This window comes from Escherichia ruysiae (assembly GCF_031323975.1).
GTDB classification, from domain to species: Bacteria; Pseudomonadota; Gammaproteobacteria; order Enterobacterales; family Enterobacteriaceae; genus Escherichia; species Escherichia ruysiae.
Genome location: NZ_JAVIWS010000001.1, coordinates 3,598,638 through 3,619,211, shown reverse-complemented (window position 1 = coordinate 3,619,211; position 20,574 = coordinate 3,598,638). Strand labels below are relative to the sequence as shown.

Annotated in this window: 23 protein-coding genes; 12 read left to right on the top strand and 11 right to left on the bottom strand. The window is 55.2% G+C overall.

Features of this window, described 5'->3' with window-relative positions; all coding sequences use genetic code 11:
• Positions 1-95 precede the first annotated feature (95 nt).
• From RGV86_RS17485 to RGV86_RS17475, 3 genes are read right to left on the bottom strand one after another with little or no spacing between them, the layout of a single operon-like run.
• A complete protein-coding gene (locus RGV86_RS17485; protein WP_085460389.1) occupies positions 96-809 on the bottom strand; it encodes a flagellar hook capping FlgD N-terminal domain-containing protein in 714 nt (237 codons plus the stop codon).
• Positions 809-1,240: a flagellar basal body rod protein FlgC gene (gene flgC, locus RGV86_RS17480; protein WP_000010949.1), complete on the bottom strand. Its 432-nt coding sequence runs from the start codon at positions 1,238-1,240 to the stop codon at positions 809-811. Before flgC ends, RGV86_RS17485 begins: the two co-directional genes overlap by 1 nt.
• Positions 1,241-1,242: 2 nt before the next feature.
• Positions 1,243-1,578, bottom strand: coding sequence for a flagellar basal body protein (locus tag RGV86_RS17475; RefSeq protein ID WP_000512950.1), 336 nt, complete (start codon positions 1,576-1,578; stop codon positions 1,243-1,245).
• A gap of 81 nt (positions 1,579-1,659) precedes the next feature.
• On the opposite strand from RGV86_RS17475, the gene flgA reads away from it, so the two are divergent.
• From flgA to RGV86_RS17450, 5 genes are all read left to right on the top strand, one after another.
• On the top strand, positions 1,660-2,397 hold the full coding sequence (gene flgA / locus RGV86_RS17470; protein WP_085460388.1) for a flagellar basal body P-ring formation chaperone FlgA: 738 nt from the start codon (positions 1,660-1,662) through the stop codon (positions 2,395-2,397).
• Between the two features lie 80 nt (positions 2,398-2,477).
• On the top strand, positions 2,478-2,756 hold the full coding sequence (gene flgM, locus RGV86_RS17465; protein ID WP_085460387.1) for a flagellar biosynthesis anti-sigma factor FlgM: 279 nt from the start codon (positions 2,478-2,480) through the stop codon (positions 2,754-2,756).
• 12 nt (positions 2,757-2,768) lie between these two features.
• Positions 2,769-3,197: a flagella synthesis protein FlgN gene (locus tag RGV86_RS17460; protein WP_085460386.1), complete on the top strand. Its 429-nt coding sequence runs from the start codon at positions 2,769-2,771 to the stop codon at positions 3,195-3,197.
• Positions 3,198-3,324: 127 nt separating this feature from the next.
• A complete protein-coding gene (locus tag RGV86_RS17455) occupies positions 3,325-4,254 on the top strand; it encodes a lysine-N-methylase (RefSeq protein WP_085460385.1) in 930 nt (309 codons plus the stop codon).
• 178 nt (positions 4,255-4,432) lie between these two features.
• Positions 4,433-6,904: a glycosyltransferase gene (locus tag RGV86_RS17450; RefSeq protein ID WP_137598249.1), complete on the top strand. Its 2,472-nt coding sequence runs from the start codon at positions 4,433-4,435 to the stop codon at positions 6,902-6,904.
• A gap of 143 nt (positions 6,905-7,047) precedes the next feature.
• Here RGV86_RS17450 and RGV86_RS17445 read toward each other — a convergent pair whose 3' ends face one another.
• From RGV86_RS17445 to RGV86_RS17410, 8 genes are read right to left on the bottom strand one after another with little or no spacing between them, the layout of a single operon-like run.
• Positions 7,048-7,452, bottom strand: a complete 405-nt coding sequence (locus RGV86_RS17445) for an FAD synthase family protein (protein ID WP_021563996.1) — start codon at positions 7,450-7,452, stop codon at positions 7,048-7,050.
• A gap of 2 nt (positions 7,453-7,454) precedes the next feature.
• Entirely contained in the window at positions 7,455-7,889 is a 435-nt protein-coding gene (fliJ, locus tag RGV86_RS17440; RefSeq protein WP_085460384.1) for a flagellar export protein FliJ, read from the bottom strand.
• Between the two features lie 2 nt (positions 7,890-7,891).
• Complete coding sequence (fliI, locus tag RGV86_RS17435) at positions 7,892-9,229, bottom strand: flagellar protein export ATPase FliI (RefSeq protein ID WP_085460383.1); 1,338 nt, start codon at positions 9,227-9,229, stop codon at positions 7,892-7,894.
• Positions 9,222-9,932 carry a flagellar assembly protein FliH gene (gene fliH / locus RGV86_RS17430; RefSeq protein WP_065226159.1) on the bottom strand — a complete coding sequence of 237 codons (711 nt, stop codon included), beginning with the start codon at positions 9,930-9,932 and terminating at the stop codon, positions 9,222-9,224. The genes fliI and fliH overlap by 8 nt, the downstream gene beginning before the upstream one ends.
• Positions 9,933-9,935: 3 nt before the next feature.
• Positions 9,936-10,946, bottom strand: coding sequence for a flagellar motor switch protein FliG (locus RGV86_RS17425; protein ID WP_065226158.1), 1,011 nt, complete (start codon positions 10,944-10,946; stop codon positions 9,936-9,938).
• The gene (gene fliF / locus RGV86_RS17420; RefSeq protein ID WP_085460382.1) at positions 10,924-12,570 is read right to left on the bottom strand and encodes a flagellar basal-body MS-ring/collar protein FliF; all 1,647 of its coding nucleotides are present in this window, start codon (positions 12,568-12,570) and stop codon (positions 10,924-10,926) included. Before fliF ends, RGV86_RS17425 begins: the two co-directional genes overlap by 23 nt.
• Positions 12,571-12,574: 4 nt before the next feature.
• Entirely contained in the window at positions 12,575-12,916 is a 342-nt protein-coding gene (gene fliE / locus RGV86_RS17415; protein WP_085460381.1) for a flagellar hook-basal body complex protein FliE, read from the bottom strand.
• A 14-nt stretch (positions 12,917-12,930) separates the two neighbouring features.
• Positions 12,931-13,917, bottom strand: coding sequence for a sigma-54 interaction domain-containing protein (locus tag RGV86_RS17410; protein WP_085460380.1), 987 nt, complete (start codon positions 13,915-13,917; stop codon positions 12,931-12,933).
• Between the two features lie 372 nt (positions 13,918-14,289).
• On the opposite strand from RGV86_RS17410, the gene RGV86_RS17405 reads away from it, so the two are divergent.
• From RGV86_RS17405 to flhA, 7 genes are read left to right on the top strand one after another with little or no spacing between them, the layout of a single operon-like run.
• Complete coding sequence (locus RGV86_RS17405) at positions 14,290-15,141, top strand: FliM/FliN family flagellar motor switch protein (protein ID WP_085460379.1); 852 nt, start codon at positions 14,290-14,292, stop codon at positions 15,139-15,141.
• A complete protein-coding gene (locus tag RGV86_RS17400; RefSeq protein ID WP_085460378.1) occupies positions 15,134-15,505 on the top strand; it encodes a FliM/FliN family flagellar motor switch protein in 372 nt (123 codons plus the stop codon). Before RGV86_RS17405 ends, RGV86_RS17400 begins: the two co-directional genes overlap by 8 nt.
• Entirely contained in the window at positions 15,502-16,254 is a 753-nt protein-coding gene (gene fliP, locus RGV86_RS17395) for a flagellar type III secretion system pore protein FliP (RefSeq protein WP_085460377.1), read from the top strand. Before RGV86_RS17400 ends, fliP begins: the two co-directional genes overlap by 4 nt.
• Positions 16,255-16,256: 2 nt before the next feature.
• Complete coding sequence (locus tag RGV86_RS17390) at positions 16,257-16,529, top strand: flagellar biosynthetic protein FliQ (RefSeq protein ID WP_000958542.1); 273 nt, start codon at positions 16,257-16,259, stop codon at positions 16,527-16,529.
• Position 16,530: 1 nt separating this feature from the next.
• On the top strand, positions 16,531-17,313 hold the full coding sequence (gene fliR / locus RGV86_RS17385; RefSeq protein ID WP_085460376.1) for a flagellar biosynthetic protein FliR: 783 nt from the start codon (positions 16,531-16,533) through the stop codon (positions 17,311-17,313).
• On the top strand, positions 17,303-18,442 hold the full coding sequence (gene flhB, locus RGV86_RS17380; protein ID WP_137598251.1) for a flagellar type III secretion system protein FlhB: 1,140 nt from the start codon (positions 17,303-17,305) through the stop codon (positions 18,440-18,442). Before fliR ends, flhB begins: the two co-directional genes overlap by 11 nt.
• Entirely contained in the window at positions 18,426-20,519 is a 2,094-nt protein-coding gene (flhA, locus tag RGV86_RS17375) for a flagellar biosynthesis protein FlhA (protein WP_085460374.1), read from the top strand. Before flhB ends, flhA begins: the two co-directional genes overlap by 17 nt.
• The last annotated feature ends 55 nt before the right edge of the window (positions 20,520-20,574 follow it).

The following is a 20,574-nucleotide window of genomic DNA, read 5'->3' as shown; positions in this document are numbered from 1 at the left end:
GCCTTATCCGGCCTACAAAACCATGCAGATTCAATACATTGCTGTTTCATGTAGGCCTGATAAGCGAAGCGCATCAGGCAATTTGGCACCGGACATCACGCCACATCACTGTCGGCATCGGGTACGCCAAACTGGCTAATCATGGTGAATGGCACTTCGCCCACGCCTGCAACGTTGAGCACCGGAGAGCTGCCGTCGAGCGGGATGCGTACATCTTCCACTTCGCCGGAGACTTCAATCGGCACTTCTTCTTCCCCGGTGTTGGTCACCACCGAGACGTCGTAATCGCCCGGCGGGATGCCGTAATCAGCCGGATTAATTGAGAAATCCACCTGCCCTGGCCCCACGGAAGAACTGCCTTCCGGGATTAGCGAGACGGTGTAGTCATCGCCTGCGGCATCGGTAAAGTGGAGATCGGCAGTGGTACAGGCATCGTCCAGCGTGGCGCGACCGTTAATAGTCTGGTCGCTTACCTGCAAGGCGGAGGTCTGTACCATAATGTCGTCGCCCACCAGGTTGCCAAGCGCCATCACCTGAATGTTGCTCATCAGCACCGCGTTGGTGTTGGCCTGCACGCTCATCTCCTCCATCATCGCCACCTGCGCCATCGACGAAAGCTGGTCGATATATTCGGTGGCGTCGGTCGGGTCGGTCGGGTCCTGGTTTTGGATCTCGGCGACAAACAGCGTCAGGAAAGTATCGACGGGCGAGCTATCGCTGCTGCTTGTCGTGTCGCTGGCCGCCACGTTATTGCTTTCCGCCGTGGCGGTCGGCTGCGGCGATTGCGCATTCAGCGCCAGGGTATTCATCAGGCTTCTCCCAGTTTCAGCAGGCTTTGCTGCATACTTTTCACGTTGTTGAGCACATCAACGTTGGTTTCAAAATCGCGCGAAGCCGACATCATGTCCGCCATCTGCTCCACCACGTTGACGTCGGGATACCAGACATCCCCGTTAGCATCGGCGAGCGGCGAATGCGGTTCATAGCGTTTCACCGCCCCGCCGGTTTGCAGCACGTCCTGCACCTGCACGCTGGCGCCGTCAATGGCATGACGATGTGTTCCCGCCAGCAAGCTGTGGTGATACACCGCCGCAAACACCGGGCTGCGCGCTTTATACGCCTGCGCCTCGCTGCTGGCGGGCGCATTGGCATTTGCCAGGTTACTGGCGACGGTATTCAGACGCAGCGTTTGCGCCGTCATCGCCGAGCCGGAAATCTGATAGATATCAGTAAATGACATGCTTATTTCCCTTCAATGGCCTCTCTGATGCCGCTGATTTGCAGATTCAGAAAGGTCAGACTGCTTTGATAATCCATACTATTTTGTGAAAATCGCGCCTGTTCGCTGTTCAGTTCCACGGTGTTGCCATCTTCCGACGGCTGCATCGGTACGCGGTACTGGACATCCACCGCCGCGTTATTTGCCCGTTGCATCTCCCTGGCAAAATCAATATCTTTAGCCTTGAAATTTGGCGTATCGACATTCGCCAGATTCGCAGTCAGTAGCTCGGTCCTCTCAAGACGTAACTTCACTGCCTGCGGATGCACTCCCAATGCCTGTTGAAAACTGATCCCCATTTCTTGCGTCACTCCTGCTTCAATCCGCATACGCTAAGCAATCGCTGTGCCAATTTTTAAGTAACTGATGAGAAAGGGTTTATGAGTTTTCAATTTTGCGGGCGGAAGATGTTCTTCCTCCTGGCGCTGGCCTTACCGGGCTACGCCGCCATCCATCCCGTGCAACACAGCGCGCGGGAACAAGTCAACGCTCAGATGCTGAGCGCCGCCAGCCAGCAGATTGAATCACTGGCACAGCAGCGGCAGTGGCATGACTATCGCTACACCTTTAACGTCTACATTCCCTCACAGATTGCGACTGCCGCGCCCTGTGCGACTACACCCGCCGTCACGCTGACTTCGCCAACTGACATAGCCCTCAACCGGATGAACTTCACCATCAGTTGCCCGCAAAGCTGGCAGATGAACGTGGCAGTGCGCCCGGATGTGCGGGTGCCAGTGGTGATGGCAAAGTCAGTGATTGCCCGCGATACGCCGCTTACGGCGAATGATGTGGAACTGAAGCCTTACAACGTCAGTGCCCAACGGCGAGATGTGTTGATGGCTCTTGATGACGCGATTGGTTTGAGCAGTAAACACGCCCTGCAACCAGGTAAACCCATCACCAAAGAGGAACTGGTTTCTCCGGTGCTGGTCGGGCGCGATCAACCGGTGATGATTGTTTACCAGAGCGTGGGGATCACCGCGTCGATGCCCGGCGTGGCGCTGAAAAATGGTCGCAAAGGGGAGATGGTGAAAGTACGTAACGCCAGCAGCCAGCGGGTCATCAGCGCGATGGTGGCGGAAAGCGGCGTGGTGACGACAGTGACCGCAGAGTAATTTGCGCAGGCGATTAAAGTTTTGCCCCACATTCACCGCTTTACCGGAGTAACACACCTTCAAACAGAGACGAGGTTGCGATGAAAATCACCCCGACTATGCCTGGCAATCGCCCAATTGCTACCGCTGCTGGCACCCGCCAGACCAGCAAAAGCACGGCGGCCACCACTACCACGCTGAGCGCCGACGACATTACCCAGGCAGGATTGCAGTCTGCCCAGCAAACGCTGAACGACCAGCAAGAGAGCGATATCGACAGCGACAAAGTGGCGCAAATGCAGGCGATGCTGGCCTCTGGCAGTCTGCAAGTGGACACCGAACAATTAGCCAGCGACATGCTGAGTTTTTTCCAGAACTAAGAGGCCGATAAAGTGAGTATTCGGTTGCAACAGGTAAAGGCGCTGCTACAGGGCATTCGCGACGATGACGCGCTGTATGATTCCCTGCGCGAACTGCTTCAGCGACAGCGGATCTGCATGATTCGCCGCGCGAGTGAGGAATTACTGGCGGTGAATGATGAGATAACGCATCACTACGATCAGTTAAACAGCCACAGCCAACAACGCCACAGCCTGCTGAAATTTCTCGGCGTCAGTGTCAATCGGGAAGGTTTAGAGCAGATTTTTAACTGGTTACCCGCCGTACAAAAAGAGGCGGCACAACGCTTGTGGCAACGACTTGAACAAAAAGCCGAACGCTGTAAGGCGTATAACGATAAAAACGGTGAATTGTTGATTCGTCAGTATGAATTTATTCAGTCTTTTTTAGGCAGCGAAGCGGATTTTATTTATCAGGAATAATGACCATTCCTTACCCCATAGCGGAAATGGATTTTCCGCCTGAAAAACAATTCTTTGTTTTATATTAAAAAATTTTCCGGCACGGTAATTGCAATTCCTGTTCAGCATTAAAGACTGGAAGCCACCTATGAGTTTTATTGAATGTTACGAACCTGAATTTGTGCGCAAATTTATTGCACAACATCCTGGTTCGCCTTTGTATGTCCGCAAGGTATGGAAAAATGAAATTCGCCTGAGTCTGATGCTTACAGAGCCAGAAAGCTGCGAAGCGGTGCTCAACAACGCCAGTGCGTTTGAATTACAGCTCACCTATCGGTCTATGGAAGAGAGTGCCGGTGAGCTTTCCGCACGCGATGTGATATTAAACCAGGTCATTTTGAGCACCCTTACGCTCGCCGATTTAACCCCGGAATTGTCACTGTATGCCGTCGGTATCCTGCTCTCCCGCGCCAGTAAAATGCCGGGCAAGAATGGCGATACTCTGGCCCGTTTGACGACGCTGCCGCAGGCGCTGGCCGACCATGCGCGAAAAGGTACGCTACAGGCACAGTTCGCCCAGTTGCCACCTGTGCCACAGCTGGCACGCCAGCTGGTGACGCTGCTCGGAAGTTTTGCGTTTGACTGGTCGATTCTGCCGGAAAGCCCGCGCAAAGCCTCGCTGCCGTTGCAGGTTTCTTTACTGACATTGCATGACGCCAACAGCGAAGCCCTGTTACATCAGCAGCTTCAGGCGCAGTGGCAAACTACCTGGCAGCAGCATTTCACCACTTCACCCTGGATTTTGCGTAATTACCTGATCTACCGCGTTTACCACGATGCGATCGGGCAGGCAGACGGGGCGGATTATTTCCCGCTGGTGTGCGATTTTTATCTCCTCCTCACGTTAATCAGTTTGTGGACGCTGGATGATTCTCCACTGCGACAAGAGGATATTTTCGCCCTTTTCGCCATGTTTGAACGCTGGCGAGTGAGTGAAAATGCTGCGGCGATTCGCCAGCAAATTCAGTCATTATGTGCCGCAGAGCCACTGCTGTCAGCTTTTTCGCTGCTGACGTGAGTCGCTCTGTGCGCGCTTTGCCCCTCACCCTAACCCTCTCCCCAAAGGGGCGAGGGGATCGATCGAGCACGGTGTTAAAATCGGCGCTGGTTTTCTCCCTCTCCCTGTGGGAGAGGGTCGGGGTGAGGGCATCAGCGCGCACATTCATCACATTCACCCATTAACTTACCCAAACACCATGCCAACACCAACCATCATCAAAACACTCGCCACCCACCGCGAAAAACCGTTTGTCAGCGTCGTCACGCCAACCTGGAATCGCAGCGCATTCCTGCCGTACCTGCTGTATATGTACCGCTATCAGGATTACCCGGCAGACCGCCGCGAACTCATCATCCTCGACGACTCCCCGCAAAGCTACCAGCACATCATCGACCGGCTGACCAATGACACGCCGGAAGCCTTTAACATCCGCTATATCCATCACCCGGAAAAACTGCCGCTGGGCAAAAAACGCAATATGCTTAACGAACTGGCGACGGGCGAATACATCCTTTGTATGGATGATGACGACTACTACCCGGCAAATAAAATCTCGTACACCATCGCCATGATGCAAAAACACCGGGCGTTAATCTCCGGCTCCGACCAGATACCGATCTGGTACAGCCATATCAACCGCATTTTCAAAAGCCGCAGCTTTGGCTCGCATAACATCCTCAACGGCACCTTTTGCTATCACCGTAACTACCTGAAAAAGCACCGTTACGACGATAATTGCAGCCTTGGCGAAGAGAAAAGTTTCACCGACAATTTCAGCGTTAACCCGCTACAACTGCCCGGCGAGCGCACCATTCTGTGTATCTCGCACAGCCACAACACCTTTGATAAAGACTTTATTCTCGGGGCCAGTACGCCGGTAAACACCGAACTGGGTGAAATCGTCGGCGATCCGCTGCTACGCAATGCTTATCTGAGTCTGCATAACGCCACTCATCACCAGACGATCAACCATCAGGCGATCGATCAGGTCGTATTGATCAATCTGGATAAACGCCCGGATCGCTTACAGCAGATCCGTGAAGAACTGGCACTGCTGCATATTCCGCCCGAGAAGATCACCCGCATTGCCGCCTGCGAAGATGAAAACGGTCAACGAGGCCGCCTTCAATCGCACTTGCAGGCGCTGCGCCTGGCGCAACAGCACGGCTGGCAAAACTATCTGTTGCTGGAAGATGATGCGGTCATTCTCAAGCAGGAGAAACATATTCAGGTGCTGAACACCCTGCTCGCCAGCCTGACGAAAATCCCCTGGCAGGTGATGATCCTCGGCGGCGAAATTACCCAAGGAACGATGCTAAAAAGCTTGCCGGGGTTGGTGCACGCGCGGGACTGCCTTAAAGTGTGTGCTTATCTGGTGAACAGTCGCTACTACCCGCAACTGGCGCAGCAGATGAGCAACGATGAGCACTCGCTGGAAGCCTGCTGGCAGCCGCTGCTGCGCGCCGACAAATGGCTGGCCTGTTATCCGAGCCTTTGTTATCAGCGACCAGGCTTTAGTGATATCGAGAAAAAAGTAACTGACAACATTAGTCACTATTTCAATAAGTTACCCGTAGCCACAAAGCCATCTGCGTTACCCATCGCCGACACCATCGGCTTTTTTATGGAAACCTCCTTTCACTACGCGCTGTACCGCCCCATCATCACCGCCCTGCAGGCGCAGGGGCAAGGCTGCACGCTGGTGATTAACGACCGCGTGTTTAAACCGTTTCTTGATGAAATGCTGGAAACGCTGAAAAGCATCGACGATCCGCAGCTTAAAGGTATGCGTCTGTCAGAAATGCAGGCACACGGTCAGCGAGTGAAATGCCTGGTTAGCCCCTACCACACACTCGCGCTCAATGGCCTGGCAGCGGTGAATGTCCGCGCCATGTACGGCTTAGCCAAAGAAACGTGGAACCACGCCGACTGGAACCGTTTTTATCAGCGCATTTTGTGTTACAGCCACTACAGCCAGCAGGCGCTGGCGCATTTTGGCAGCGCGAAAGTGGTTGGTAATCCGCGCTTTGACGCCTGGCATAACGGCACGTTCAACCGTGCGTTGCCGGAAAATATCAAACTGGACGAGCGTAAACCCTCCGTACTCTACGCCCCAACGTTTGGTGCATTAAGCTCCCTGCCCCATTGGGCTGAAAAATTGGGACGCTTAAGCGGTGATGTGAACCTGATTTGCAAACTACACCACGGCACCCGCTCGCGCCCGGAAGAAGCGGCATCGCTGGCCCTGGCGCGCAGGCATTTAAAACAGCGCACCGACTCTGCTCAGCACACGCTGGCACTGCTGGATAAAGCGGATTATGTGCTGACCGATAACAGCGGTTTTATTTTCGATGCTATCCATATTGATAAGCGGGTGATCCTGCTCGACTTTCCGGGCATGACGGAACTGCTCGATGGCGAGAAAAGCTACTCCTCGCCCGAAAGCGCCGACCAGCAAATCCGCGCGATATTACCCGTCGCCCACGATATGGCGGAACTGCGTTATCTGCTGTCAGAGGCGTTTGACTGGAAAGCGTTGCAGGCGAAGCTGGCGGAGATTCGCCATCACTATTGCGATGCGTTTATGGATGGCAAGGCGGGGGAACGGGCGGCGATGGTGATTGTGGAGGCGCTGGCGGACAAGGAATCGTCAGGGATATGTCGATAAAATTCGATTTTTTAACATGTCGTTGGAATACGTTTATGCCATCGACATGTTTTAGGGATATGTCGAAAAAACGCGATTTTTTAAACATATTTAACATAGCCAAACGGCAGACGGCATCATCTTCTCTCACTACGGGAATTAAATCAGTAGGTGGCTGATTTACCCCTAATCACCTCAATAATCCCCGTCGTCGACACCGACGGCGTGCGGGGAAAATACACCACCTCACAAATATACGCAAAGCTATCAAACTTCCCTGCCCAGTCATCGCCCATCACTAAAATATCTGCACTGTACCCCCGCAAATACTCTGCTTTCTGCTCCAGCGATTCCTCCAGAAAAACGCCATCCACGCACGCCAGCCCGGCGATAATCGCCATGCGGTCATCCTGATGGTATACCGGTGCTCTGCCTTTTTTGGCGATGTTCAGGGCGTCGGACGATACGCCGACCAGCAGCCGCTCGCCCAGCGTGCGGGCGCGTTGTAAAAGACGCAGATGACCGACATGAAACACATCGAAGGTGCCGAAGGTGATGACCGTTTTCATGGCTACTCCGCTAATTTGTGCCGTAGCCAGCACTGCACCGCAATATCGTCCACCGCTTTTTGCGCTTTCGCCGTGGCGCTTTCCTGCTGCTCGCGGCGTTTGTCGTCCAGCGTCAAAGCCACCACTTTCTCTTCGCACGCCGCCGCCGTCAGGTTTTTCTGCATTCGCGTGGCTTTGATGTTAGCCAGCGTTTTTTCCTGCTCCTGCCAGGCAATCACCTTGCGCAGGGTGCCTTTGTAGCCGCTGACATTTTTCAGCGATTCCACCGACGCCGTCGCGCCCGCAGAGGTTTTCTCCACCAGGTAACCTAATGCTTTGATATTGTTGTCATAACCCGCGCAAATCTGTTTTTGCTTTGCCAGCTCGACGGTTTTGTCCTTGACCGATTTATCCCGCAGGCGTTGCAACTGCGCCAGCGTGTCGATGATTTGTCGCATGGTTACTGTTCTGCCTTTTTGACGCCAGGAAAGAGGATTTGCAGGCGGCTTTGCACCAGTTCGAGGGAGGCGGGTTCGCGCATCTCCTGACGTAGAAATCGCTCGATGGTCGGGTACATTTTTACCGCCTTGTCGACGCTGGCATCCGCACCTGGCACGTAGCCGCCGAGCGGGATCAGCGGTTTGATCTCCATATAGGCAGCGTAGTGTTGTTTCATCGCGCGGGCAGATTGCTGATGTTCCAGGCTGGTGACCTGGTTCATGCAGCGACTGATCGACTGGCCGATATCAATGGCCGGATAGTGCCCCGCTTCCGCCAGTTTGCGGGTTAATACAATATGCCCGTCCAGCACCGCGCGGGCGCAGTCTACAATCGGATCTTGCTGGTCGTCGCCTTCCGCCAGCACGGTGTAGATGGCGGTCATCGAGCCGGTGCTTTCGCTGTTGCCTGCACTTTCGACCAGTTTGGGGATCATGCCGAATGCCGATGGCGGATAGCCTTTGGTGGCGGGTGGTTCGCCAAGCGAGAGGGCGATTTCTCGCTGCGCCATCGCGTAGCGGGTCAGGGAATCCACCAGCAGTAAAACGTGATGCCCACGGTCGCGAAACCAGGCGGCGATGGAGTGGCACAGTTCGGTGGCTTTCAGGCGCATCAGCGGCGATTCATCGGCAGGCGCGACGACAACAATAGACTTTGCCAGCCCGTCCGCACCCAGCGAGTGGTCGATAAACTCTTTCACTTCGCGCCCGCGCTCGCCAATCAGCCCGACCACCACAATATCGGCTTTAGTCTGGCGGGTGATCATCCCCAGCAACACGCTTTTCCCCACGCCGCTGCCCGCCATCAGCCCGACGCGCTGGCCTTTGCCGATGGTCAGCAGGCCGTTGATCGCTTTCACGCCCACGTCCAGCGGTTCGTCCACTGAACGCCGGGTTAAGGGATTGACCGACGGTGGCAGCGGCGGCAAAAGATCGCTGCCATTTAAGCGCCCTTTGCCATCCAGCGGCTCGCCGAGGCCATTCACCACGCGGCCTAGCCAGCTTTCGCCAATCAGGATGTCGTGGGCTTTTTCCTCCGGGAAGACGCGCGCGCCCGCCATCAAGCCGACCGGCTGTTTAAACGGCATTAAGTAGGTGATGTCGCGATTAAATCCCACGGCCTGCGCGTCGATCAGCGTGTGGTTGGCGCTTTCGATGCGGCACAGTTGTCCGGTCATTAGCGGGCAACCGACGCTCTCCAGCAGGATGCCGTTAAGGCGCACCAGTCGCCCGGCGACGCGGGCTAATGGGATCGACTCCAGCGAGCGCAGGGCGTTATCGAAAGCGGAAAAATCACTCACTTTGCGACTCCGGCGTTAGGGTCTCTTTTAGTGCTGTCATGCACTGTTCAAGGCGGTGCTCGCAGCCGATATCCAGTTCGGATTTATCGGTAATCACCCGGCATTCACCCGGCGCTAAGTCGAGTGACGGCATCAGCCCCCATTCGTTGACTTTTTCCGGCACCGCGTCACGGATGCGGTTAAATTCTTCCGCACTCATCATCACTTGCAGGGTTTCCGGCATGGAAGGGAACGCCGCCAGCGCCTCTTCCACCAGCGCCAGCAATTGCGTCGGTTGCAGCGCCAGTTCGCAGCGGATCACCTGGCGGGTGACTTTTTCCACCAGTTGCAGCAAATCTTCCCGCTGTTTACGTTCGATATGGGCGAGGAAGTCGTTCACTTTTCCGCTGATGGCTTCCAGCGGCTGCGCCGCCTCCACAAACTGCTTGCGCCCTTCCTGCTGCCCGGAGAGGCTGCCTTCGGTGTAGCCCTGGCGTCGCCCATCTTCAAACCCTTTTTGATGACCTTCAAGAAATCCCTGGTCGATCCCTTCGGTCATCCCCTGCTCAAAGCCTTTTTGCAGCCCTTCCTGAAAACCGTCTTTTAACTGGCGCTGGTAGTCGGCGGCGCTGATCCCTGCGGTCAGTGGTTCACTCGCCATAGCTCGCTGGCGCGGCGGAAAACGGTGCAGACGATAACGCCCGCGCAGTGTTTCAATGGTCATGGGTTACTCCGCCGTCTGTTCCGCAAAAAGCTGTAGCTGAATTTCGCCCGCCTCTTCCAGCTCACGGGCAATGCCCATGATTTCGCGGCGGATCTGTTCGATACGGCTGACCGGCACCGGCCCCAGGCGCGCGGTGATCGCTTCCAGTTGCTGAGCCTGACGTTTTGGCATTACCGCGTAAATGGAACGGCGCAGCAGAGCTTCAGTACCTTTCAGCGCCACCGCCCAGTCTTCCATCGGCACTTCGTCGAGCAGACGTCGGCGCACCTCTTCGTTCTGGCGGCTGAGGATAAAGAAGTCATACATCTCATCCTGGAGCTGCTCCAGCACGTTTTCGTCACGCTCGCGCATCTGGTCGAGGATCACCTGCTGGTTGCCCTGAAAGCGGTTGACGATATCCGCCGCCTGTTTGATGCCTTTCACCTTCGAGCCGTGCTCCGAAAGCACCGACAGGCCGCGTTCGATCAGGCGGTCCAGTTCATCCACCACGTCGCGGTTGACGTCGTTGAGTTTCGCCACCCGATAGAGAATTTCGTTTTGTACCGATTCGTTGAGATATGAAAGCACCGCCGCCGAGATTTCCGGTGTCAGAAACGCGAGGAACACCGCCTGCAATTGCAGATGCTCTTCGGAGATCAGCATCGCCAGCTGGCGTGGTTCCACCCATTGCAGACGCGCCATCCGTGAGCGGATCTCATCGCCGTAGATGCCGTTGATCACGCTGCTGGCGATCTCGGTGCCGAGGGCTTTGTTGAGAATGCCCTGCAACATGGATCGCGATGCGCCGTTGATGCCGCTCTGTTCGCGGAACTCATCAAAGAAGTTATTGATCACTTTGCGCGCCATGCTGGTTTTGACGCCGGAAAGCCGCGCCATGTTTTCGCTCAGGCGCACCACTTCTTCGCGGCTGAGTTTTTGCATCACCGTCGCCGCCGCCTCTTCGCCCAGACACAGCAGCAGGATCGCCGCCTGTTCCAGGTAGCTGTTGCTTTTATTTGTTGTCAATTCGCTCATTGCTGGTGATCCATTGTCTGAGAACTTCGGCTACGCGATCGGTGTCGCTCATGGCCAGTTTTTGCAGGAACTCGAGTTTTACTTCGAGGCCGGAACTCTGGGACGGCAGGCTGTCATCGCCGGGTAGCGACGGCAGATCGACGTTTTTGCGCTCCTCTTCCGGCATGGCGATCCACGGTTCGCTGACGGCTTCCGGTTCTGGCGGGATAACCGGCGCACGTACCGCCGTCAGGCGTTTCATTACCGGGCGCACCACAAAGAACAGCAACAACAGCGCCAGCAGGCCGCAGCCAATCAGCCGCACCCAGGCCAGCACGCTGTCGTCTTTCCACAGCGGAATAATTGGTTCGACCGGCACCGCCTGCGGCACAAAGTTAAGCAGCGATAAGGTGAGATTGTCACCGCGCTGGACGTCGATCCCGGCGGCATTGTTCAGCAACGCGGTCAGTTGCGCAGTCTGCTCCGGCTTCCAGTTTTTCAGCGCCGGGGCGTTTTGATTGAGCACCACCGCCACGTTGAGGCGTTTCACCGCAAACCCGGGATGCTGAATATGCTGGACGCTGCGGTCGTAAGAGTAATCGCGCTTGCTTTCGCTGTGTTTGGATAACGCTTCCGGCGAGCGGTTTTCTTCCGTACCGTTGGTCATCTGATTCGCCGCAACCGGCGGACGGTTACTGAGCGAACCGGGCACGCCCATCGCCACCTGGTTAGTGTCGCTGTCCAGCACGCTCTCTTCGCGGTTGATTTTCGGCGCGTCGCCGTAGTGTTCCTGGGTTTCGTCGATGGTGCTGAGGTCGAGATCCGGCATCACGCTGACGCGGTAATTCCCGCTGCCGACCAGCGAATCCAGCACGTTTGCCACGCTGGCGCGGGTTTTGTCCTGGATGTCTTTGAGAATCTGATCGCGTTTACGGGTAGCGGCAGAAACCGCCTCGCCCGCGCCAATGCCGTCGGTTAGCAGATTTCCCGCCTGATCGACGACGCTAACTTTGCTGGCGTGCAGCCCCGGAATGCTGCCGGAAACCAGATGCACAATGGCGTTCACCTGGTCCATATTCAGCTTCGCGCCGTAGTGCAGACGCACCACCACCGAGGCGCTGTTTTGCGGCTCATCGCTGACCACAAACGAGCTTTCTTCGTTGAGCGCCAGATGCACCCGCGCGCTCTCCACCGCGTCCAGCGACATGATGCTCTGCGCCAGCTCCCCTTCGAGGCTGCGTTTATAGCGCACGTTCTGCACGAACTGGCTGCTGCCGAGCACTTCGTCTTTGTCCATCAGCTCGTAGCCGCTGGGCAATATCGCCTGCACACCTTTGGCGGCGAGGGTCATGCGCGTTTTCGACAGTTCATCTTCCGGCACCAGAATTTGCCCGCTCTGCGGGTCGATGCGGTAGCTGAGCTTTTCGCCGCCCAGCACGGTGACAATCTGCGACACGGGCAGATTTTCCTGGCGTCCGTAGAGCGAGACGTAGCCGCGATTAGCAGTCCACAGCACGCTGACGATAATCGCCGTTGCCGCAACGGCAAGCCCCACTCCCGCCATCAGCACCCAGCGTTTGTTATCTGCGAGACGCAGTCGAAACGCCGGAAACGCCTGGGTTAACTTCTTGATTTGTGCATTCATAGGGTTAGATCGACATACTCATCAGGTCGTTAAACCCGGTGGCGATTTTATTGCGCACCTGCACCAGCGCGGAAAAAGAGAGCGATGCCTGCTGGCTGGCGATCATCGCACCTGCCAGGTCATCACTTTTGCCCATGTCGACAGCCGTTTGCTGCTGCTCCGCCACCTGCTGGAACTGGTCAACGTGACTGAACGCGCCGCTCATAATGCGGTTAAACGAAACGTCCGGGTCGGTGGAACTGAAGGTCATGGCGGGCAGCACCGGTGCCTGGGCGTTGGCCTGCATCCGCTGCACGTCCTGCATGATTTGCGCCTGCATGGTGCTGTTGATTGTGGTAATGCTCATTTTTAACTTCCGGGTCAGGAGAAAACTTCGATACCGTGCTTGCGCATGGAGGCCAGTCGATAGCGCAGTGCGCGCGGGGTAATGCCTAACAGGTCGGCAATTTTGCTGCGGTTGCCCTGATATTTACGCATCAGGTCGGCGATATATTGATATTGCGCGCTTCGTCCGTGCTGGCCTAAATCGCTGGTTTCGGCAATGTGGACGGCGGGCTGAACAGGCCATTGCAATTCTGTCTTTTCGGTTACATCTGTTTCTGGCAGACCTAATGCGTCCGGGAAAATCACGCCGTCGCGATTTAAAATCATTCCCCGCTGAATGGCGTTCTCCAGCTGGCGCACGTTGCCGGGCCAGCGGTAATTGAGCAGCGCCCGGCGGGTAGATTCTGAAAGGGTGATGTTTTTCACCAGCACCGTTGAGTATTTTTTAATAAATGACTCTGCCAGCGGAATAATATCGTTCAGGCGTTCACGCAGCGGCGGCATGGTAATGGGAATAACCGCCAGACGATAATAGAGATCTTCACGAAAACGCCCGGCAGCCACTTCCTGCTCAAGATTTTTATTGGTACAGGCAATCAGGCGAAAATTGAGTTTAATTTGTCGGTTGCTGCCTAATCGCTCGACCTGTTGTTCCTGCAACACGCGTAATATTTTGGCCTGTAATGCCAGCGGCATTTCACCAATTTCATCGAGTAATAAGGTGCCATTATTCGCCAGTTCCATTTTCCCCGGCACGCTGGCAATGGCACCGGTAAATGCGCCTTTATCGTAGCCAAATAAGGTGGATTCCAGCATGTTTTCTGGGATCGCCGCGCAGTTCACGCCGATATAGGGCGCGTTTTCATTTTCACCAAAGGCCACGGTGTGAATATATTTTGCCACACATTCTTTGCCCGCACCGGTTTCGCCCTGAATCAGGACCGGCACGTTAAAGGCGGCGACACGCTTTGCCAGAGTAAAAGCGTTAATGCTGGAAGCGGCAGTTGCAATAAGTTCAGACATAGGGTGAACGATATAAGTAGCGACAATAATCAGGATGTTCTGAAGCGTATCACCGGCAGGATTAATAAGTTTGAATTAAACGATAATAAAAATATTATTTTAGTTTAAACAATGAGTTAGATATTAATACTGCTAATTGCGACATCTGTGACGCCCCCTCACCCTACCCCTCTCCCCGGATGGGGCGAGGGGACAGACCGCAGACTGATTGGCGAAAATCACTCCCATTAAGCAATTAATCGATTAATTATTTTTTCACCCGATTAATAATTTGCCCCTTTATCGCTCCCTCTATTTAATACCTCACCTTGTGTCACTGCCGGACTTGCGGACACAGAAACATCCATACCATTACAGCAGAGAAAGTAAGCCATGCTGAAGTACAGTAAAACGCCAGGCATCTTTAAATTAGAAGGTAATCGGCTCGGACGCCCCTACCATCGCCTGCCGACCCTGTTTACGGGGAGTTTTGATGTGATTGATTCACATCTGGGCAGCTATTTTCTCAAAAAGCATCGCAGCAATATCACCTTAAAAAAGATTGGCTGCGAAATGGATATTATTAATAAAAACGCTGAACTGATGGTTTCCCAGGTCGGGCATCTGGCGTTTGATATTGATCGCTCCTTGCTATTAATGCTGCTGGGCAATTTTTATGGTCTGGAATCATCTCTCGAAGAGGCGAAAGCGCACAACGGGCTGCCAACCAAAACCGAAACGCGTTTAAAGAACCGTCTGGCGCTGGATATCTGCACCCTGATTTTTAATCTGCAAACCTCCGGTATTGCGCTGAAATTAAAGCTGGACAGCAGCACGGTTATTACCCACTGGGCATATCAATTAACCTTTACCCTTGCGGGCGACGAAGAGAGCAGCTTTCGTATTTTGCTCGACGACGCCCACACCGATTTTATTTTGAATCTGATCCGCCACAGCGAGCACAGTAAACCGCAGCAGGTGGCGAAATCCGTTAATAAACCGGCCCTGATTAAAGAAATCATCCGCTCCCTGCCGCTGACCCTGAACGTCAAAATCGCCGAGCTATCGATGAATGTCGCCGATCTGGCGCAGATAAAAGCCGGGGATATTTTACCCATATCACTGGGAGAAACGTTCCCGGTGGCGATTGGGCAATCTGAATTATTTAGCGCCCTGATTGTGGAAGACAAAGACAAACTGTTTTTGTCGGAGCTGGCGGGCAAAAATGAGAATAGCCATGAGTAAGCAAGAAGATATTTTAGCCGGGGATTTTGGCCTCACTGATGAAGTTGTGCCTGTCGCGAAATCCCCCGACGCCGAAACGCTGGTCACCCGCCTGGAAGACCGCTTTTCCGACTCAATGACGCTGCTGAAACGTATTCCGGTGACCTTAACGCTGGAAGTGTCGTCGGTAGAAATCATGTTAGCCGACCTGCTGAACATCGACGACGACACGGTGATTGAACTGGATAAACTCGCCGGGGAGCCGCTGGATATTAAAGTGAACAATATCCTGCTGGGCAAAGCGGAAGTGGTGGTGGTCAACGAAAAGTACGGCCTGCGCGTGCTGGAGTTTAACACCCGCGACATCAACGATCTGGCGCCATGAAACGCCGCACTCAACTGACGCTGGGTCTGGCGTTACTGACGCTCGCACCGCTGGCACTGGCTCAGGGCGGAGATATTGCGCTGCTTAACGTGGTGACCCACGGCAACACTCAGGAATACAGCGTCAAAATTCAGGTGCTGATTCTGATGACCCTCGTCGGTTTGTTGCCGACGATGGTGCTGATGATGACCTGCTTTACGCGCTTTATTATCGTGCTGTCGCTGCTGCGCCAGGCGCTGGGGCTGCAACAAACGCCGCCGAACCGCATTCTGATTGGCATTGCCCTGGCGCTGACCATGCTGGTGATGCGCCCTGTCTGGCTCAATATTTACGACCATGCGGTGGTGCCGTTCGAAAACGATCGGATTACCCTGACCGATGCGTTGAGCACCGCCGCTACGCCGCTGAAACGCTTTATGCTGGCGCAGACTGACAAAAAAGCGATGGCGCAAATCATGACCATCGGCGGCGCGAAGGGCAATGCTGCCGATCAGGATCTCTCGATCGTGGTGCCCGCCTATGTGTTGAGCGAGCTGAAAACCGCTTTCCAGATTGGCTTTATGATTTACATCCCGTTTCTGGTTATCGACCTGATTGTCGCCAGCGTACTGATGGCGATGGGGATGATGATGCTGTCGCCGCTGATTGTTTCGCTGCCCTTTAAGCTGATGCTGTTTGTACTGATCGACGGCTGGTCGCTGACCATCGGCACGCTCACCACCAGCATTCGCGGGCTGGGGCTGGGCTGATTATGTTGACCGTAGACGTAGCCGCCGACATTGTCGCCAGCGGCATAAAAGTGGTGATTTTGCTGGTTTCCGTACTGGTGGTGCCGAGCCTGCTGGTCGGCCTGCTGGTGAGCGTGTTCCAGGCAGTGACGCAGATTAACGAACAAACCCTGAGCTTTCTACCAAGGCTGATTGTCACGCTGGTCGTGCTTGGCGTGTGCGGCAAATGGATGATTATCCAGTTGCACGATCTGTGCATTCACCTGTTTACCCAGGCCGCGTTGCTGGTTCATTGAGATGCGCACAAGCGACGTGACGCAATTGATGGATCTGGCGCTGGGGCTGTGGTTTCCCTTCGTGCGCATTATGGCGTTTCTGCGCTATGTGCCGGTGCTGGATAACAGCGCCCTGACCGTGCGCGTGCGGATTATTATGGCGCTGGCGCTGGCGATCATCATCACACCGTTAATTCCGCATCCCATTCCCCACGACCTGCTATCGCTCAACAGCCTGATCCTGACGGTGGAGCAAATTTTATGGGGCATGTTGTTCGGGCTGATGTTTCAGTTTCTGTTTCTCGCGCTGCAACTGGCCGGGCAAATTCTCTCGTTCAATATGGGGATGAGCATGGCGGTGATGAACGACCCAAGCAGCGGCGCATCGACCACCGTGCTGGCGGAGCTTATCAACGTCTACGCGATCCTGCTGTTTTTTGCGATGGACGGGCATCTGCTGCTGGTAAGCGTGCTGTACAAGGGCTTCACTTACTGGCCGATTGGCAACGCGCTGCATCCGCAAACCCTGCGCACCATCGCGCTGGCCTTTAGCTGGGTGCTGGCATCGGCATCGCTGCTGGCGCTGCCAACCACTTTTATCATGCTGATTGTGCAGGGCTGCTTTGGCCTGCTCAACCGCATTGCGCCGCCGCTAAATCTCTTTTCGCTCGGCTTTCCCATCAACATGCTGGCGGGGCTGGTCTGCTTTGCCACCCTGCTCTACAACCTGCCGGATCACTATCTGCATCTGGCGAATTTTGTATTGCAGCAACTCGACGCGCTGAAAGGTCACTATGGCGGATAGCAGCAGCGAAGAAAAAACAGAAAAGCCCTCGGCGCAAAAGCTGCGTAAAGCGCGTGAAGAGGGGCAACTGCCGCGCTCGAAGGATATGGGGCTCGCGGCGAGCCTGTTTGCGGCGTTTGTGGTGATCTCCAGCAGCTTCCCGTGGTATGCCGATTTTGTGCGCGAGAGTTTTATCAGCGTGCATCAGTACGCGCAGGAGATTAATAACCCGGACGTTATCGGCCAGTTTCTGCGCCATCATCTGTTAATTCTCGGCAAGTTTATTCTCACCTTGCTGCCGATGCCCGCCGCCGCGCTGCTCTCATCGCTGGTGCCCGGCGGCTGGCTGTTTCTGCCGAAAAAAATCCTCCCGGATTTCAGCAAAATCAGCCCGTTAAAAGGCATTGGGCGGCTGTTCTCCAGTGAACATCTGGCGGAAACGGGGAAGATGACGGTGAAGTCGGTGGTGGTGCTGGTGATGTTGTGGATTAGCCTGCGCAATAACTTTACCGCCTTTCTCGGCCTGCAGGCGCTACCGTTCAAACTGGCAATTAACGATGGTTTGTCGCTCTACGCCAGCGTGATGCGCAACTTTGTCATCCTGTTTATCTTCTTTGCGCTTGTCGACGTGCCGCTGGCGAAAGCCCTGTTTACCAAAGGGCTGAAGATGACCAAACAGGAGCTGAAAGAAGAGTACAAAAATCAGGAAGGCAAGCCGGAAGTGAAGGCGCGCGTGCGGCGGCTGCAACGGCAACTGGCGATGGGGCAAATCCGCAAAGTGGTGCCGAAAGCCAACGTGGTGATCACTAACCCGACCCACTACGCCGTTGCGTTGCAGTATGACCAGTCGCGCGCTGCCGCGCCGTTTGTGGTGGCGAAAGGCACCGATGAAATCGCCCTCTATATTCGCCAGGTCGCTACTGAAAATCAGGTGGAGGTGGTGGAGTTCCCGCGACTGGCGCGCTCGGTTTACTACACCACCCAGGTGAATCAGCAAATTCCGTTTCAGCTTTACCGGGCCATCGCCCACGTTCTGACCTACGTCCTGCAAATGAAACACTGGCGCGACGGCGCACAGCCGCGTCCGGCTCTGAACAGACATATTTCCATTCCCAAAGAGGTGCTTAAACTGGATGGCGAAAACAACTAAATCGTTCCTCGCGCTGCTGCGCGGCGGCAATCTCGGCGTGCCGCTGGTGATCCTGTGTATTCTGGCGATGGTTATTCTGCCGCTGCCGCCTGCGCTGCTGGATATTCTGTTCACCTTCAACATTGTGTTGGCGGTGATGGTACTGCTGGTGGCGGTGTCGGCGAAAAGGCCGCTGGAATTCAGCCTGTTCCCGACCATTTTGCTGATCACCACCTTAATGCGCCTGACGCTTAACGTCGCCTCTACGCGCGTGGTGTTGCTGCACGGACATCTCGGCGCGGGTGCGGCGGGTAAGGTGATTGAGTCGTTTGGTCAGGTGGTGATTGGCGGCAACTTTGTTGTCGGTTTCGTGGTGTTTATCATTCTGATGATCATCAACTTTATCGTCGTCACCAAAGGGGCCGAGCGTATTTCCGAGGTTTCTGCCCGCTTTACCTTAGACGCGATGCCCGGCAAACAGATGGCGATTGATGCCGATCTTAACGCCGGGTTGATCAACCAGGCGCAGGCGCAAACCCGGCGTAAAGATGTTGCCAGCGAGGCCGATTTCTATGGCGCGATGGACGGGGCATCGAAGTTTGTGCGCGGGGACGCCATCGCGGGGATGATGATTCTGGCAATCAACCTGATCGGCGGTGTCTGTATCGGGATCTTCAAATACAACCTGAGCGCCGATGCCGCCTTCCAGCAATACGTGCTGATGACCATCGGCGACGGCCTGGTGGCGCAGATACCTTCCTTGCTGCTCTCCACTGCGGCGGCGATTATTGTCACCCGCGTCAGCGACAACGGCGATATCGCCCACGACGTGCGCCACCAACTGCTGGCAAGCCCGTCGGTGCTCTACACCGCCACCGGGATTATGTTCGTGCTGGCGGTGGTGCCGGGAATGCCACACTTCCCGTTCCTGATGTTCAGCGCCCTGCTTGGTTTTACCGGCTGGCGGATGAGCAAACGCCCTCAGGCGGCGGAGGCGGAAGAGAAAAGCCTCGAAACGCTGACCCGCACTATCACCGAAACCAGCGAGCAACAGGTCAGTTGGGAGACCATTCCGCTGATCGAACCCATCAGTTTAAGCCTCGGTTATAAGCTGGTGGCGCTGGTCGATAAAGCACAGGGTAACCCGCTCACCCAGCGTATTCGCGGCGTGCGGCAGGTGATTTCCGACGGCAACGGCGTGCTGCTACCGGAGATCCGTATTCGGGAAAACTTCCGCCTCAAGCCCAGCCAGTACGCTATTTTCATCAACGGCATTAAGGCTGATGAAGCGGATATTCCGGCGGATAAACTGATGGCCCTGCCCTCCAGCGAAACCTACGGCGAGATTGATGGCGTGCTGGGGAATGACCCGGCGTATGGGATGCCGGTGACCTGGATTCAACCTGCGCAGAAAGCGAAGGCGCTGAATATGGGGTATCAGGTGATCGACAGCGCCAGCGTGATTGCCACCCATGTGAACAAGATTGTGCGCAGCTATATCCCTGATTTGTTTAACTATGACGATATTACGCAGTTACATAACCGCCTGTCGTCGATGGCACCGCGCCTGGCGGAAGATTTGAGCGCGGCGCTGAATTACAGCCAGTTGCTGAAAGTGTACCGTGCGCTGCTGACCGAAGGCGTTTCCCTGCGCGATATCGTCACCATCGCCACCGTGCTAGTTGCCAGTAGTACAGTGACCAAAGATCATATTCTGCTGGCAGCCGATGTGCGCCTGGCGCTGCGGCGTAGCATTACCCATCCGTTCGTTCGCAAGCAGGAGCTGACGGTATATACGCTGAATAATGAGCTGGAAAATCTGCTGACCAATGTGGTGAGTCAGGCGCAACAGGGCGGGAAAGTGATGCTCGACAGCGTGCCGGTTGACCCGAATATGCTCAACCAGTTCCAGAGCACGATGCCGCAGGTGAAAGAGCAGATGAAAGCGGCGGGGAAAGACCCGGTGTTGCTGGTGCCGCCGCAGTTGCGTCCTTTGCTGGCGCGCTACGCAAGATTGTTTGCGCCAGGGCTGCATGTGCTGTCGTATAACGAAGTGCCGGACGAGCTGGAGTTGAAGATAATGGGGGCGTTGAGTTGATGCCTTTTAAGAAACGCAATACGATGACATCAATTTATGACGTCAGGGATTGATA